Annotated in this window: 16 protein-coding genes and 1 riboswitch; all 16 genes read right to left on the bottom strand. The window is 50.6% G+C overall.

The window, feature by feature from the left end:
* Positions 1 to 18 precede the first annotated feature (18 nt).
* The 16 genes from AC559A_RS10325 to AC559A_RS10400 all read right to left on the bottom strand — a co-directional run bounded on the left by AC559A_RS10325 (position 19) and on the right by AC559A_RS10400 (position 13,813).
* Positions 19 to 216 carry a type II toxin-antitoxin system HicB family antitoxin gene (locus tag AC559A_RS10325; RefSeq protein WP_498817857.1) on the bottom strand — a complete coding sequence of 66 codons (198 nt, stop codon included), beginning with the start codon at positions 214 to 216 and terminating at the stop codon, positions 19 to 21.
* Between the two features lie 110 nt (positions 217 to 326).
* The gene (locus AC559A_RS10330; RefSeq protein WP_498817858.1) at positions 327 to 584 is read right to left on the bottom strand and encodes a DUF2442 domain-containing protein; all 258 of its coding nucleotides are present in this window, start codon (positions 582 to 584) and stop codon (positions 327 to 329) included.
* On the bottom strand, positions 568 to 813 hold the full coding sequence (locus AC559A_RS10335) for a DUF4160 domain-containing protein (RefSeq protein WP_498817859.1): 246 nt from the start codon (positions 811 to 813) through the stop codon (positions 568 to 570). Before AC559A_RS10335 ends, AC559A_RS10330 begins: the two co-directional genes overlap by 17 nt.
* A 462-nt stretch (positions 814 to 1,275) precedes the next feature.
* Positions 1,276 to 1,656 (bottom strand): hypothetical protein, encoded by a 381-nt coding sequence (locus AC559A_RS10340; RefSeq protein ID WP_498817860.1) that lies wholly within the window; start codon positions 1,654 to 1,656, stop codon positions 1,276 to 1,278.
* 238 nt (positions 1,657 to 1,894) lie between these two features.
* Positions 1,895 to 2,320, bottom strand: a complete 426-nt coding sequence (locus AC559A_RS10345) for a type IV pilin protein (RefSeq protein ID WP_498817861.1) — start codon at positions 2,318 to 2,320, stop codon at positions 1,895 to 1,897.
* Between the two features lie 48 nt (positions 2,321 to 2,368).
* The gene (locus AC559A_RS10350; RefSeq protein WP_498817862.1) at positions 2,369 to 7,093 is read right to left on the bottom strand and encodes a pilus assembly protein; all 4,725 of its coding nucleotides are present in this window, start codon (positions 7,091 to 7,093) and stop codon (positions 2,369 to 2,371) included.
* 80 nt (positions 7,094 to 7,173) lie between these two features.
* A complete protein-coding gene (locus tag AC559A_RS10355; protein ID WP_498817863.1) occupies positions 7,174 to 7,704 on the bottom strand; it encodes a pilus assembly PilX family protein in 531 nt (176 codons plus the stop codon).
* A 20-nt stretch (positions 7,705 to 7,724) separates the two neighbouring features.
* Positions 7,725 to 8,768, bottom strand: coding sequence for a PilW family protein (locus tag AC559A_RS10360; RefSeq protein WP_498817864.1), 1,044 nt, complete (start codon positions 8,766 to 8,768; stop codon positions 7,725 to 7,727).
* 17 nt (positions 8,769 to 8,785) lie between these two features.
* Positions 8,786 to 9,250 (bottom strand): type IV pilus modification protein PilV, encoded by a 465-nt coding sequence (pilV, locus tag AC559A_RS10365; protein WP_498817865.1) that lies wholly within the window; start codon positions 9,248 to 9,250, stop codon positions 8,786 to 8,788.
* Positions 9,241 to 9,828 (bottom strand): GspH/FimT family pseudopilin, encoded by a 588-nt coding sequence (locus AC559A_RS10370; protein WP_498817866.1) that lies wholly within the window; start codon positions 9,826 to 9,828, stop codon positions 9,241 to 9,243. The genes pilV and AC559A_RS10370 overlap by 10 nt, the downstream gene beginning before the upstream one ends.
* 242 nt (positions 9,829 to 10,070) lie before the next feature.
* Complete coding sequence (locus AC559A_RS10375; protein WP_498817867.1) at positions 10,071 to 10,292, bottom strand: hypothetical protein; 222 nt, start codon at positions 10,290 to 10,292, stop codon at positions 10,071 to 10,073.
* Positions 10,293 to 10,310: 18 nt separating this feature from the next.
* On the bottom strand, positions 10,311 to 10,751 hold the full coding sequence (locus tag AC559A_RS10380) for a nucleotidyltransferase domain-containing protein (RefSeq protein ID WP_498817868.1): 441 nt from the start codon (positions 10,749 to 10,751) through the stop codon (positions 10,311 to 10,313).
* A 17-nt stretch (positions 10,752 to 10,768) separates the two neighbouring features.
* Complete coding sequence (locus AC559A_RS10385) at positions 10,769 to 12,115, bottom strand: ATP-binding protein (protein WP_498817869.1); 1,347 nt, start codon at positions 12,113 to 12,115, stop codon at positions 10,769 to 10,771.
* Between the two features lie 177 nt (positions 12,116 to 12,292).
* Positions 12,293 to 12,787: a ribonuclease toxin HepT-like protein gene (locus tag AC559A_RS10390; RefSeq protein ID WP_498817870.1), complete on the bottom strand. Its 495-nt coding sequence runs from the start codon at positions 12,785 to 12,787 to the stop codon at positions 12,293 to 12,295.
* Complete coding sequence (locus tag AC559A_RS10395; RefSeq protein WP_498817871.1) at positions 12,784 to 13,164, bottom strand: nucleotidyltransferase family protein; 381 nt, start codon at positions 13,162 to 13,164, stop codon at positions 12,784 to 12,786. The genes AC559A_RS10390 and AC559A_RS10395 overlap by 4 nt, the downstream gene beginning before the upstream one ends.
* Positions 13,165 to 13,480: 316 nt before the next feature.
* Positions 13,481 to 13,813: a GspH/FimT family protein gene (locus AC559A_RS10400; RefSeq protein WP_498817872.1), complete on the bottom strand. Its 333-nt coding sequence runs from the start codon at positions 13,811 to 13,813 to the stop codon at positions 13,481 to 13,483.
* A gap of 150 nt (positions 13,814 to 13,963) precedes the next feature.
* A riboswitch (cyclic di-GMP riboswitch) is annotated at positions 13,964 to 14,056 on the bottom strand.
* Positions 14,057 to 14,065: the final 9 nt, after the last annotated feature.

Genomic DNA, 14,065 nt, shown 5'->3' on the forward strand with positions numbered 1-14,065 from the left:
TAACTATGCCTACATTATTCAGCTTGCAGCAAATTCATCACCAAAATCAATATAATCATGAATATACGTCTCTTCCTTCAAATAAAGGGCAAGAGCGTCCTTCAAATTAAAGACAGCCTCATCAATTGACTCTCCAAAACTGGAAACATCCACATTTAAACACTGTGAAACAAAATACTTTCCTTCTTGATAGACAACATACTTTACGTTTCTCATAATAATACTCCATCACACATAAAATGCTCACACGATGCACAAATTTCAAAATCACATTTTTTACTGTCAGAGGAAGACATGAGCCATGCTTGTTCAAGAAGAAAACAAAGTCAGCGTTTATACCGCTCCAACCCATCCGGACAAAGATCCTCTCCTTCCGGCCAGCAGATGCCCCCCAGTTCGTCAACATCTGCCTGCCGAAAATACCGGTACTGACGCAGCCTCCAATATGCGTCGCGTCTCGAAATCAGGTCAGCCAAGTCAAGAACCAGCGTCCGCCCGTCATGCATGAGAACCCGAAGCTGAAAATCCGCGAGAGGGGTAACTTCAATAGCCCGCGGCCAGGGCGTTTCAAGTGCTGAGTTCATTCCACTTCTCCATCAAAGTATCTGTATTTCCGAGAATAAATTGCTTTATCTTCTGCGACTGTGCGGGAGGCATCTGGCCAGCCAATAAATCACCATTTTCAATACTGAAAGCTCCTGCATAATCACCATAGACTGCATGACAATGAGGCACACCATGATCATCTATGTACATATCACTACAGCGACATTTTTTAGGAGCAGTCGAAGTTTGATTTAGGATGAAATGCATATTGGAGGTCTATCCAATCTCCCTGAAAGGGAGAGATCGTAAAGCCGGTGGTTTTAACCACCGGAGAGTGCACCACACAACAATCTCGAGTCCTGAAAGGACGGCATTCCTTTACTGATTGAAAGCTCATGTCGTCCCTTCAGGACTCACTCCCTTGAAATCCAGCTTACCGGTGGTTGAAACCACCGGCTATACGATTAAATCCCTTCGGGATTACGGATAATCATGCAAAAAAAAAAACGAATAAGGGCTATTTCCGTGATTACAGATAGAAAACAGGGCCTTGCTAAAAAATATCCGGGCGTTATAAAGTGTCGCTGTAGTGATATAAATCGATATTCCAAAGAAGTACGCAATTCGTGGCATGATAAAAAAACTCCCTGCAAGATCGTGACGTTGATGAGCACAAGGCCAAGGCCACTTCGATCATAAATCACTTGAACGATTGCAACACCTTCTCATTCACAATGCCCTTCTCACTGGCCAGGAAGGTAAAAATTTCTTCATGGCCGCGGTGATCTGCTCCGGCGTCGTGGAGTCCCAGACCTTCTTCTTCCACCACTTCTTGAAATGCGTATTGACCATGCCCCTGGTAATGTCCTCAATCTGCATCACGTCGGTATGTCGGCAAAGGAACTCGATGAACAACTCAACGATCATCGTATGCCTTCGGACCGTAACCGGCTTGAACTTCTTCAGCAGATGTTCATGGAATTCATCATTCAATCCAAGCAAGGCATTGCGAAACGGCTCACGCTGCTTCTCAGCCTCCTCCAACATTTTCAGATAATCCTGGATTTTGTCTCCTGGAATGGCGACTTTTCCGGTGAATACTTGGGGCATGCGGGGTAATCCTCATACAAGACTGAAATGAAACTGCATTATTGCATCTTTATTGAATGACCTATCTGATCGATACGTACAGCTCATATAAAGTTTCCGGATGTATCAGGGTTATGAAGATAATCCACTCTAATCGTGACAGAAGTGCGTTGCCCCCCTCTTCCTCCCTGCACTCCCCCCCCCAAAAAAAACACCACGCGTGCCCCCATACGTTATGAATCTGGGCATACCAAATCAACTACCAACAATCGCCGGTTGTGTCTGAGTTCTGGTCGTTCTTTGCTCCTCTCTGGCCCAGATGATTAATGGTCATGTTGGCGCAAAGCGTGTCGCCAGCCTGTTTGCCCTGGGCAGTGGCCTGGATGGTGAAGGCGGTCGCATTGGCGACTGTGACTTCCAGTGCGTAATACCCACTTTCCGACTCCGCGGGGATGGTTGCGCCCGTGTAATTGCCACTGTCGATCACCCCGAAGGTGTGATTATTCGTAAAATGCCTCTCCATCCTTTGCGCTGCCTCGACCAATGCGGTTTTGCCATCGGCCCGGCGGGCGTTGGTGACGTATTTCGTGTATTGCGGAATGGCAATGGCCGCCAGGATGGCGAGAATAGCGACAACGACAAGCAATTCAATGATGGTAAATCCATGCAAGCTTTTGTTCTGCATATAATTATACTGCCTCCTGTGACTCTTCCGCAATCAAATAAGACTCGTCTATTGCAGTTGCCTCCACGATTGACGGCCGGTTGCCGCGGCATCACCCGGATTCTCAGAGATAACTTGAATATCCCCGCTGGATCCGCTGAAAAATTTGTACTCAACCTCTCCTGCAGAAATGACCGCCGGTGTCTTGGCGATGCCCACATCCAACTTCAAGCCGCTGACAGGCACGGTAACCGTCTCTTCCTCACCGTCCTCATTGACTATCGTAACCGTGACAAAATCTTCCACGTTAAACAGCAGATCCCCATTAAAATCAAACGGCGAGTAGTCCAGGCGACCACCGCTGATGGCGTCCAGTTCCATGAGCCAGCTTGAACCGCCGAAATCGCAGAGATGATCGGAAGGAATCAAGGTGCTGAAGATGATCTTCCCACTACGAAGCAGTGCCGTACTGATGACACGCTCACCCTGCAAAACTCCGTCCTGCCCGTCCGGCTTGATCAAATCCAGAAACCAACCTCGTTTGACGGGATTGTTCACAGGATCCGAAGTATCAGTATAATTGAGTTGATATTTTGACGTCACCCGCACAGGAACATCAAATTGAACGCCTTCATAAAGGATTTCCTGTTCCTTGAGCACGCTCCGGTCGGTTACGGTTATCCTTGTTCCTGTATCGCGTATGCCATAGAACGTCTGATGCTCACTAATATTATCGACATTGTTGTCCCCAACCTCAAAAAATTTGCCGGTACCGAAGTAAACCATATAGCCGCCGTCAGGATGTGAACCGACGACAGGCCGGGCAGTGATGGGTTGGACATTGTTGCCCTTGTCACGTGCCGTGAAGAGTGGCCGTGGATAATCAACACCCGAAATTTTTTCAATAAATGCGAAATCCCATTTGGCAATTAGCTTGTCTCGTAAATCAATTTTCCAAAGATTGCCGTGTAGATCGCCTGCATAAACAAAATCTGTTATGCGATCATTGTTGATATCCACCGGAATTGGTGTTGACAGCCCATTTTGAGAACCTTCCGCTCCCACTTTTGTGTCTAAAATTATTGGATTTTGATCTATAATGCTTCCAGGTTTGCCACCTGTAGCCAGATTGAGAATGAATAGCTTTGCCCTGTGGTTGCTACTTCCATACCCATTGCCAAAAATTGCCACCCAATCTCCAGTGTCCAGCCGAGCAATGGTCGGTTGACCGATGGAGTAGCCAAGGTCAGGGTGTGTGAATTCCCACAGCACGTTTGCAGCAGAGAAGTTGTCCGGGTCAGTTATGTCCAGGGCAAATACGGACCGTCCTCCTGCACCCGTGCTGCCCACCAGGATTGTACGCCATTGCCCGTTGATATAGGCATCGCCGACTCGTGGGGGGCCGTCCACGTAATACCTGTGACTATAGCCCGGATTGGTCAATTCCTTTAGATTTGGGATAACGGCGTTGGGGATGAAGGCGAACAGCTCCACTCCGTCATCAGCGCGAAAGCCATGCAACATGCCGTCGTTGGCTCCGAGGTAAATCATCTTCTCGCGGCTAGCGTTGGCTGCCAAAAATTGATTGTAGGCGCCTTCAACCTCTTCGCTGACGGTAAAACCCTCTGGGATGCTGGAAACATTGTAGCCGTAGTTGGCTGCACTGACAAAAACCGGGTCCGAGTTGATGATGTCTCCCAGCAGCCGCTCCCTGTTCCGGAAAGACCCCCCTTTCTGCAATTCGTTGTCCTGGTTTCCTCGAATATAGCTGAGAACAGCTTGTCCTTCGGCTTCATTGTCACCAAGGGCGGTCTTCTGATCCGCATTCAGATTGTCCCATGTAAAGACAACCCCTTTGGGCGTGGCTTCCGGGTTGTAGGTGAAGATATTCCTATCTGAATGGGTTGGCAGCTTTGTTCCTGCCTCCCAATCCATTTCACCAAGGCTTCCGTCCATGAGCACCGGGTAGGCGATGAGTTCGCCGGACCAGTCGTTGGTTCGAAACCGAGCCTGATAAATATAGGTTCCCGTGTCCAATCGGACAGAGTTGGCCACGACCGAAGCGGCAGAGCCGGTAGTCTCCACCACGTCCTTGAATACTTTCTCAAGATCTGCGGCAAGTTTGGCAGGATTAATGGCATAGTAGTAATTGTCCGGCATGCCGTCGCCACTTGAATCCCAGGATTTGGGATCAGAAGGGAAGTCCATTTCTTTGTCGAATCCGCCCCATTTTGCGGCATAATACAAGGGTTCTCGCAAGGAATCCGCCGACGAACCACCAAGGGTAAAGGTGTGGGATGTAGGTGCGTTGTCGTATCTGCAATTTGAACATCCAGGAACACTGGTTCCGGATGTATGATTAAAGCCATTAATACCGGAATGAACATGAAAACCGTCTTGTGTCGTTCCACTAATGACGTATCCAAAACCAATTAGATCATTTGGAGAAGATTGACTGAAAACATTAGTTGTCACAGTGATTGTAGAATCACTAATCACATAGTTGATTACGCCGTTCAGATCCATGTCATAATCGCCACCTTGTTCGCTGTCCTCCCACTGAACGAGAAAAGCGCCTGTACCGGCATCAATGTTCTGGTCTATTACCTTGAAATCAACAATGGCACAGTTCCCACCTACTGAAGTATTCCGGCATGCAGGTAAAATTGTCACTGCTGGAGTTTTTTCTCCAGGCTTGGGTATTTCGATTCGAGGTACCGCTGGTGCTAAAGAGACGCCGTAGGTTTTCGCCTGGATATCGACAGTATTGTTTTGGGAATCCTTGAGGTCGTTGCGAAGGCTTTCTGTATAGGCATAGTGAGCCAGCCCCGCAATGTGATATGAACCTTGCAAGCGCGGAGCATCAGGGCAAATGCCCAGGACTTCTCCCAATGAATTTACCGTCTTGGACGTGCAAAGTTGATTGATCAAGGCTCCAGACTCACCTACGAACCAGGACTGACCGTGAATCCCCTCGCCCTCGCCGACAATGGAGGTCAATGCTGAGGCCGAGGAACCGCCGATGTCAGTCACGCCACCAAGCTGATCCGCATCATAGGAAGACACGGAACTGTTGAAGTTGATGATGCTTAGCGGGGCGCACCAGTTATCATTGCTCAACGGATCCTGCCAGGAAGTCAGGGCGGGCAATCCGGTAATTCTGTCCGTGCCTGACACGACAAAATCAGTGGCAGGTGATTTCCCGGCAAAATATCGCAGACTTTCAATAAACATCTCGGACTGAGGATTGCCCCAGTTGGTGCATCGTCCGTCATTAAAACTACTCAGCCCCCAGGGGCAGTTGTCGCCTTCTGCAGCACTTGAATTGTATGTTGCATCAGTATTTCCAGTGCCGGTATGGTGGCGATAACCATAAATACGAAATCGGTCGAGAGTGCCGATGATTCCACCGTCGGCCGGAATAGTCTTGAAGGTTCCATCTGTGCTTATGTTGATTTCATCTGCAATGCTCCCGATGTTCTTGCGCAACACGCCGCCGGACTTGTTTTTCATGTAACTGCCGGTCAAGAGTCCAAAATGCAGGGTTTCATTGTCCCCATGGTGCTGTAGTAATCCGATGGGCTTCAAGTTTCCGTCGGGATACTCCTTGCAGCGTTCCGTACCTACGAGACCGGCAACGCATGCCTGGACACGGACGTTGTAATTGTGTTGACCAAGCCCCACTTGGAGCCGAACCGGATTGTCCGAGTTGGCGGGAATTCCGGTTGCGCTGAAATCGTTGCCATTGCTGAAATTCAATTCGCCAATTCTCATCTGGTCATGACCTGTCATTCTGTTCAACTCTTCGTACCAACGGCACTGATGCCGTTCATTGGCAGTCCATAACGAATAATTGCCGCTTGCGATGCGGATTAACGGAGGCGTGGTGACATTCTGAGAAAATGTGCCGTTTGAAGCGAAAGTGGTATTGCAAAAGCTTATGCCTTGCCTTGAGTTATTAGCAATCGACCAGTTATTCCGGAGAGTAGCATCCGCTCCGCTACTACTTGTTACTTGGATATTAACCTCTCCGTTGCTGGCGTTGAACGTCCTTATAACGCCCATCATCCAAATCGTATTCGGAGATGCTTGATCGCGAATAACCACTTGATCGCCGATTTGAGCTTGTGATGTTGAATTCCAGCCAGTGGTGAAAGTCTTGCGATGCGCACTTTCATTACGAGACCCTGCGGGGACGGAGTTCGATGTCGAACTTGTTGCAGTTGTTGCTGATGGGAGTGAAAATGGAGTCAATTTATCGATGTCATTGCCGTCATAGTAGCGGACCCAACTGTGAGCGTCATTGGGAAGGTAGGTGCGTTCGAGTACTGTTAAATTATTCGTATCTTCAGAGCGGTATCCACCATAAAGTATCTTGCGGATGACGTCGATCCGGGCCATGGAGATGTAGTTCAGGAAGTTGCCACTCCAGTTGCCGGAGCAATATTTGTCCTCAGTAATCGACTCAGGCACAAACAACTCATCACTCGTATCATAGTCATAGCATTTGTAAGAATCAAAATATCCGTAGTAAACAATGGTGTGGTTATACGTTCTCTCTGCGGCTCCATCCCCGGTCAGGTCCGCGTAGTCAGGGTAGGCCTCGAAATAGAGCTGGTGATCGTTGGACATGGTCAGCATCACCTGGGGAGTGACGGCTTGCGTCACGAAAAGCGGCACCTGCGAAATATTCGTGGACTGAGCCGGAGTTGCCGAACATGCCAGGAGAATCAGGCATGCCGCAATAAAACGAAAAGCGGCTGCAACCATCAGAACAGGAGGCTTGGCGAACATATTCTTTCTCCTTATTACTGCGCAACCCTGTGTGAACGAAACAGAAAACCGGGCACTGGTTAGCAGGATTTCCAAGTCAATCAACGCTTGAACGTGGTCTGCAAGATAACAACCGCCGTATCCGTTCCGCCCACACCTCGGGCCGTGAGGCGATAAAGGCCGGCGTCTGGAATGGGTTCGTCAGCAGCAAGGCTTCCCGCGGGTTCCGGCATGGGCGGCAACTCCTCGATGATGTAACGAGGTTGGTCTGAGACGCCCTCAATCTCGCCTCCATATTCCCAAGACAAAATGCTTGAAGACCAAACATCAGTATCCTTCCAGAGCGTTGGATCGGGCTGGTAAAGTCCGTTCGTGCCGTCAAAGGGCGGTAAAGTCGCGGCCTGAAGGAACGCCTCACCTTCCCGCAATGCGGCCTCGGTCGCCTGGAAAGCGAGATCTCGGTCCCGTAAGTTCCCAGCCATTCTTTCTTCTAATGCTGTGGTCTGCATGGCAATAACGCCCAAAATGGTCAGCACCAGCAGGATGACTAAACCTACAACCAGAGCCGATCCTGATTCATTTGACCTAGTATTATTGCGTACACTAGAGGGTTGTTTAGAATATATTTTCATTTTCGTCCCCACGCCTGACATCAACGCAACCGATTCCTTAGCCCCACTGTCGCGGTGAACACACGTCGCAAATGACGGTCATTGTAAGGTCCGAAATCTGTACCAAGGACATTATACACAGCATCATCCGCTTCCATGTCCCGAATCTCATCCGTTGTCCGCATCAGCAGGCCGATTTGAACGCTGCGAACACTTTCCCAGTCACCAACACTGTCTGCAGTGACGTATTGGTTAATGTTACGATCGCCGTCCGTATCAATGCCGTACAAGACCTGCATGGTCTGCACTCCATCGACAAGAGGCTCAGCTGCCGCAGCACCAACCTTTCTGTAAAGTGAAAAATTATCCCGCACATGGTAAACGATTGTCGATATTTTGACTATCTCAGCATCTGGCCCGAATCGTTCTTCTGCCGGCGCATTTGCTCCGCCCCAGGAAGAAATCGCGTTTCCAGGGGTGCCGCTGGCGGGGTGGGTGACGTTGAGTTCTCCGGAGGCGACTTGAATGTTACCGGCTTGGAAAACGCGTGATTTTACGCAATCGGAAACCATCAAGATATCTCCCTCACACAGTCCGCTGACCTGTGGTTTGTTTCCCGGACACGCGTCTGGTTCGTTGCTTGTGACTTCAACGAAAAGTTGCGCGGAATTGTTGTTCTTGACGATCCGCACTGGATCTCCCAGTAGTGTGCGAATGACAATGACATCAGACCCGGAAAGAGTTGAAAGGTTGCCTAACTCAGAAACGGATGTCCCAACATTATCATACCCTTGAATGCCAACATTAAAATTATACGTCCATGAATCTGCGTTGTTCAGTGTGTTTGTCATGGGGCCATGAGTGATGCAACCGCGATACCCTGCCTGCCGTACGTCATATACTAAAAAATCCAATGCGAAGCGCCCATTTTCTTGAAGCCTCGAAAGACCTTCTTGCATCCGATATGTAGCCGTGCTTTCTCGAAATATTTGATACACACCGCCTAACACCACTAGGCCGATCACCATGGCGACCAGAAGTTCCACGAGGGTCAAGCCGTGACTTCGCTTTTCGAAGTGATACATCGTTTTCTCCAAGCCATTTACAATTCAGACTGAGTCTGAAACTGGACTGTCCCTTCCCTGATGTCATCCCATTGCACAATAATCGTGATTATGGTCCCATCTATGGACACGGAACCGTCCCCCGGGCCAGGCAATGTGCCGGTAATGGCATTTTTCCAGTCGGTAAGATCATTAAGCACTATGGTTGGCAGAGCAGGACTGATGTCCGCCGGGTCCTCACCAATGTCGATCACGTAGAATCCATTCCTGGCATGGCTCCTGTTGGCCCGCATCCGGTCCACGATGTCATACGCAAGGATAGTCGCCTGGGAGCGAAGATAGGAACTGTTATTATTGCGAAGCCCTTGCATTTGAAGACCTGCCAGCCCAAGCAGCCCAATAGCCAAAATAATAAGGCCAACCAGAACCTCAACTAGCGAGAAACCCATTATGGGTTTTTGTTTCTTATGCCCCTGCATTTCAACTTTTAGTTTCAAGAACATGTAATTGCCTCAGTCCTGACACGCCCTGATCGAATCAACAAAAAGTCTATTCCTCTCCCATGGACACACAGTGTGATTGTCCCAATTTGCGTTGCCCCTCCATTATTCAGGAAGGATACGTATGTCGCGACGTTTGTATTCCCTGCTAAAGATATTCCTTCATCAAGAGGGCTGCGTACACGGAGCAATTCCTCGCCTGTCTGCCTAATATTGTCATTGTTGGCATCCACGAAAACAATCCATCCCTGGTCCCAATTTCCGGTCGTGGCGCACAGTTCACCGTCAGCGCTTTTGCACACCGTGACCCTTTGCCCTCTCTTGATGGCCTCGCTCCGCGCATAGTTCAGGGTTCCGACAAATTCATGGGCCTGGGAGGAAATACGGGCGCGCCGAATGAAGTCCTGCAAGCTGGGAAGCCCCACGATGGCCATGATCGAAATAATCGCCACGACCACCAGCACCTCAATAATGGTCAGCCCGACAGCATTCCGCCTGACCACCCTTCCTGCGCGTGTATTCTGTGTTATTGCATCCTTGTTCGACATTCGACAATCCATTTCCGATGATTTCGATTTCATTGCGACATCTCAGGACGACAGGTCGATTTTTCACAAAGACACATAATGCAATCCGTCTTTCGACAAACCATCTCGTCAAGCCTAGTTTCAAGCTTATCTGTTAAAAAAGCACTTACCGCTGGACTGCTTCCAACAGCCTGACGAGGTGCTCTTTTCAAGGCGCAATCTGTCATCTCAATAATATGACATGTGGATAGTTGAGAATTTTATCGTCAACAGTCACTAATGGGTGTCCATTAAAATCATTTGTATACTTCCCAATCATCTACCGCAACAGGTTCAGTCGGGTTGAGGTATGTTATCGGCTTTCCCCAAAAGGGATAGCGTTTTTTTTCAGTTTTATATTTTGATCGGGGAATTAAAATAACTTTAATTGTTTCACCAGAATTGAACGGTAAATTATTTATAGTTAATGCACCATTTTCTTTTATCGTATGCTCACATGAGTAAACTTGCGCTTGCATTTAAACCACCTCATTTTTTTAAACTTGCGGCTTTGCATCAGATCTCGGACGACGGAAGGCAGGAGAAAAAACCTCCCCTTTACTTTCTCTCGAAGAACCAAATCGCTTCACTTCCTCACACGGCACGAACTCATCTCTGCCAGCCGTGATATCCGCCCATGGCCAACCTCCAAGCGCCACCCCCTTCAACCGCACCAACTCAACAAACGGCGAGGCCTCCGTGTCCCGGGCATGAACAAGCACATCCACTGGCAGGCCAAGCAGTTGTTCAAGCTCCATCTTCATCCTGGCATGCTTCAATCGAGGAATCCTTGCGTCCGTTTCCACCAACAAATCCACATCCCCACCCCTGGCTGCGTCATCCAACCGTGATCCAAACAGATACACCTTGGCCGTTTCGCCGGCTTTTCGATGCACAATTTGATTGATGGCTTGTACTTGCTCTCTATTCAGTCGCATAATTGTTCCGCATTTGATCAGCTGAAACACGCATAATACCCACCCGTCCTCGGAGCACCCCGAAACTCTATCAGCCCTTCGCTTTTCAGTTCCTTGATCCGACGCTCAACGGTCCTCCTCGGCAAGCCCAGGGCCTGACTGATCTCTCCGGTGTTTTGACCCGGAAAGCTCTGTACATGGGAGAGGAGGCCATTTACTCCGCCATTTACTCCGCCATTTACTCCGCCATTTACTCCGCCATTGCCAACGGGAAACAGCGTAACCTTGAAACTGTGCGCCATTGGCTCGAAGAGAGGTGCTGGTGCGTCGGCCTGGAGCATGGACTGGAGGACGCGGACAATTCCGGAGCCGTATTTCTCGATCAGTCCGGCTTCTTTGAATATTCCGGCTATCTGCTTGTTCCTGGGATTGGAAGCAGCCCGGCCGACAAGAATGTCTTCGAGAAGAAGGCCTTCGGGCAAAGTTCCCGGGTTGAACAGCTCCATCCTGTCGTTGAAAATTTTCAACGTGGAATCAGCGCTTGCCCTGTAGTCGCGATGCACGATCATGTTGATCACAACCTCTCGAACCGCTTCCAGAGGGTATTCCCAAACCTCGGTGCGCTGAGCCTTGTCGGTGATCAGGTAACGCTTGCTGATGTGCTTCCGGACAAACCCCATGCAGGCCTCGACCTCGGAAAAGAGATCATCCCGGATGGTCAGGCCGTCCCGGATAATGGTTTCCGAATCGAATCTCCCGACGTCAATGGTGCTGATCAAGCTCGCCTCTCGGCAAAACAGCAGGAAACATCCAAATGTTACGCGGCCTTCTCTGAGCAGCTCGAATTTTCGAAGAACGGTCAACGGATCGTCAGTGATAGGATGGTCACGCAATCCGTTGACCATCTCAATGAAGGCATTGACCTTGTCCAGAGAGAGGTCTTCCAAATCGTGTCGCGGGTCGATGGCAAAATCCCAACTCAAATTCAGCGTCTTCAGGTGCTCGTTGGAAATCTCGCTCAAGGTCATGAGATGGTTGGAATTGTGCTTTCGCGTGAAGTATTTCCCCTTGAAACTGATCGGCTTGATGGGGTGGCTGAAAATGGAAAGCTCGACAATGGTCTTTCCCTCCATGTCGTACAAATCCGCGTCGGCGACGATGGAAGGCGAAGTCGAGCCCTTCAATTGGTTGATCCACTGCTGAACGCTTTCCCAAGAGGCCTCCAGCCCTTTGATCCGCCCCCGATTGTCCACGCCGATCAAAACCGAGCCTCCCTTGGCGTTGGCGAACGCGCACAAGGTCTCCATGGCCTCGCGACCAAAGGAAAGCTTGAACTCCAAGGTTTGGGACTCGCCCTCTTGGATCAGGGCGTGGATACGTTGCATTAGCTCGGCCTCATCAGGATTTCTCTTTGAGACATTACCATCAGGAACCCCTTGATGCGAACGCGATCGACCCTCATGCCAAAACCTCCTGAATCAATCCCTCGCATTCCCGGTACCGATACCCAAGGTGGAGAGAAGAGATTTGCATAACTTTCCTTGGCTTTGGCCTTGCGTCCATCAGTCTGCTTTCTCGACCAGAGCAAGAAGAAATCCCGTGAATCGCTCAATATCCTCTTGAACCTGGCCATGACAGGGCAACACATCCTCGGCCAAGGCGGCAACCCGCTCGGGCCGAAGGTTGAATGTGTAAACAGTAAGGACAAGGTGGCGGAAGGCGTGATATTCGTCCAGGCAATCCCGCGTTGGCCGCGTAATCACCGCCGGCCTGACGCCCTTCAACTCGGCACCCATCTGACGCAGCAACTCTTGGTGCCAATTATTTCCCGAAGGCAGCGCTCCGTCCACGGTGCGGGCAATGTCTTCGAAACAGGACTCTACAGCGGCATAAAACCCATGCAGATTCAGAGCCACGCCGTCCAGATAACACTGGTCCCCGGATTGGCGGGCCTTGCCCAGCAACATTCCAGCTCGTTCAGCAACCCGTCGCGCATCCAGAAGAACCTGCTCAAGCCGACCGGCCAATGCGGAGTAGACTTCAGCAGAGCGCATCATAACGGCCTCCCTTCGGCCTGGATGGTTCGGCGGAGACTGTCCGATGCATCCTCGAAAACCACAAGATCCACGGAGATGTCAGAATCCAGGCTGGTAACTTCGGCAACCGCCTTGAGGATATCCTCCTGGCGCACCCCCCAGGCGGCCAGGTCCACGTCCGAATGATCGTGAAAAAGGTCATCCTGAAGAAGGGACCCAAACACCCAAATCTTTTGGGCATGAAAACGCTTTCGAAGAAAATCGCCCGCCGCACGGGCAACTTCCCAGGCCCGCGTTCTCCGGACATCGCGTTGACGTGCCAGGGCATCGCATCGCCGCTTCGCGGTTTCCCGGTAATGCCGCATGGTTGCAGGGTCTATGGTTGTCGTTTTGTACATGGTATTTCGGGATGATTTACAACAGTTTGACATTTTGTTTGCGGCCAAGCCCCATGCGGTGATTTCATCGGACGTGCGACCGGCCGTAGGGGCGAAAAATCTTTCGCCCATCCCAGCCCGAAGCCAACGTGGAGAGTGGGCGGACCATCGACGGACTTGTTCCGATCGTTCCCACGCTCCAGCGTCGTGAATTGAGATCCAGTGCAAGGCTGCTCTTTGGGTATTCTCGAGCATTTCGGAAATTTCCATTACACGGGACTGTTCCCGGACACTGGGGCCTCCGAATACTTGGGCAAGGCATTGTCGAGCCGTATCGTCACTGACAGGTGGTCTTCTCGGTCCTGACCCTCCCGGCCCGGGCCAGGATGAACTTTACGCCACGGTCCTGGCGGCAGAGAATCAGGGTGCCGGGCTGGAACGCGCCGCTGACATACTGCGTCGAACCGTTGGCGACGTATGACACATAGTTGCGTACGGGCATGTTCCCGGTCAAGGTCGTCTCGCCCCGCGAACCCTTGAGGATATCGTTGGAATCATCAACTTGAGCCAGATTCCCGGCATCCACGAACACAATCCATCCCTGCTCCCAACCTCCCTGGGTGGTACACTCCAGGCCGAAGAAAGTTCGAGGCGAAGAGCGAATGGGCACAGCCGGTTCAAAGAGATAAAATGCTGGAGAAGGGTTGCCCGGTGGACAGAAACATCAAAACAAGCGGAGAAGTGGAAACGGAAGAACATTGCCGGTCCGGCGGAAGGGAGCGAGAGCAGGGAAAAAGCAGGAGGAAAAACCCCTCTTCGGTCCGGCGGCCCCGCTACCCTGTTTCGCACAAAACGAAATGTAGGCCGGTGGCTTTGCGTCACACCCTTTCGGCGTGCTTTGCCCTTGTCAGACACTTTGGGG

It is taken from the genome of Desulfonatronum zhilinae, from assembly GCF_900182865.1.
GTDB lineage: Bacteria > Desulfobacterota > Desulfovibrionia > Desulfovibrionales > Desulfonatronaceae > Desulfonatronum > Desulfonatronum lacustre.

What these genes read in the sequence shown, in the direction of transcription:
- AC559A_RS10325 (WP_498817857.1), bottom strand. Translation starts at nt 216, where the DNA reads ATGAGAAACGTAAAGTATGTTGTCTATCAAGAAGGAAAGTATTTTGTT.
- AC559A_RS10330 (WP_498817858.1), bottom strand. Translation starts at nt 584, where the DNA reads ATGAACTCAGCACTTGAAACGCCCTGGCCGCGGGCTATTGAAGTTACC.
- AC559A_RS10335 (WP_498817859.1), bottom strand. Translation starts at nt 813, where the DNA reads ATGCATTTCATCCTAAATCAAACTTCGACTGCTCCTAAAAAATGTCGC.
- AC559A_RS10340 (WP_498817860.1), bottom strand. Translation starts at nt 1,656, where the DNA reads ATGCCCCAAGTATTCACCGGAAAAGTCGCCATTCCAGGAGACAAAATC.
- AC559A_RS10345 (WP_498817861.1), bottom strand. Translation starts at nt 2,320, where the DNA reads ATGCAGAACAAAAGCTTGCATGGATTTACCATCATTGAATTGCTTGTC.
- AC559A_RS10350 (WP_498817862.1), bottom strand. Translation starts at nt 7,093, where the DNA reads ATGTTCGCCAAGCCTCCTGTTCTGATGGTTGCAGCCGCTTTTCGTTTT.
- AC559A_RS10355 (WP_498817863.1), bottom strand. Translation starts at nt 7,704, where the DNA reads ATGAAAATATATTCTAAACAACCCTCTAGTGTACGCAATAATACTAGG.
- AC559A_RS10360 (WP_498817864.1), bottom strand. Translation starts at nt 8,768, where the DNA reads ATGTATCACTTCGAAAAGCGAAGTCACGGCTTGACCCTCGTGGAACTT.
- pilV (WP_498817865.1), bottom strand. Translation starts at nt 9,250, where the DNA reads ATGTTCTTGAAACTAAAAGTTGAAATGCAGGGGCATAAGAAACAAAAA.
- AC559A_RS10370 (WP_498817866.1), bottom strand. Translation starts at nt 9,828, where the DNA reads ATGAAATCGAAATCATCGGAAATGGATTGTCGAATGTCGAACAAGGAT.
- AC559A_RS10375 (WP_498817867.1), bottom strand. Translation starts at nt 10,292, where the DNA reads ATGCAAGCGCAAGTTTACTCATGTGAGCATACGATAAAAGAAAATGGT.
- AC559A_RS10380 (WP_498817868.1), bottom strand. Translation starts at nt 10,751, where the DNA reads ATGCGACTGAATAGAGAGCAAGTACAAGCCATCAATCAAATTGTGCAT.
- AC559A_RS10385 (WP_498817869.1), bottom strand. Translation starts at nt 12,115, where the DNA reads ATGCAACGTATCCACGCCCTGATCCAAGAGGGCGAGTCCCAAACCTTG.
- AC559A_RS10390 (WP_498817870.1), bottom strand. Translation starts at nt 12,787, where the DNA reads ATGATGCGCTCTGCTGAAGTCTACTCCGCATTGGCCGGTCGGCTTGAG.
- AC559A_RS10395 (WP_498817871.1), bottom strand. Translation starts at nt 13,164, where the DNA reads ATGTACAAAACGACAACCATAGACCCTGCAACCATGCGGCATTACCGG.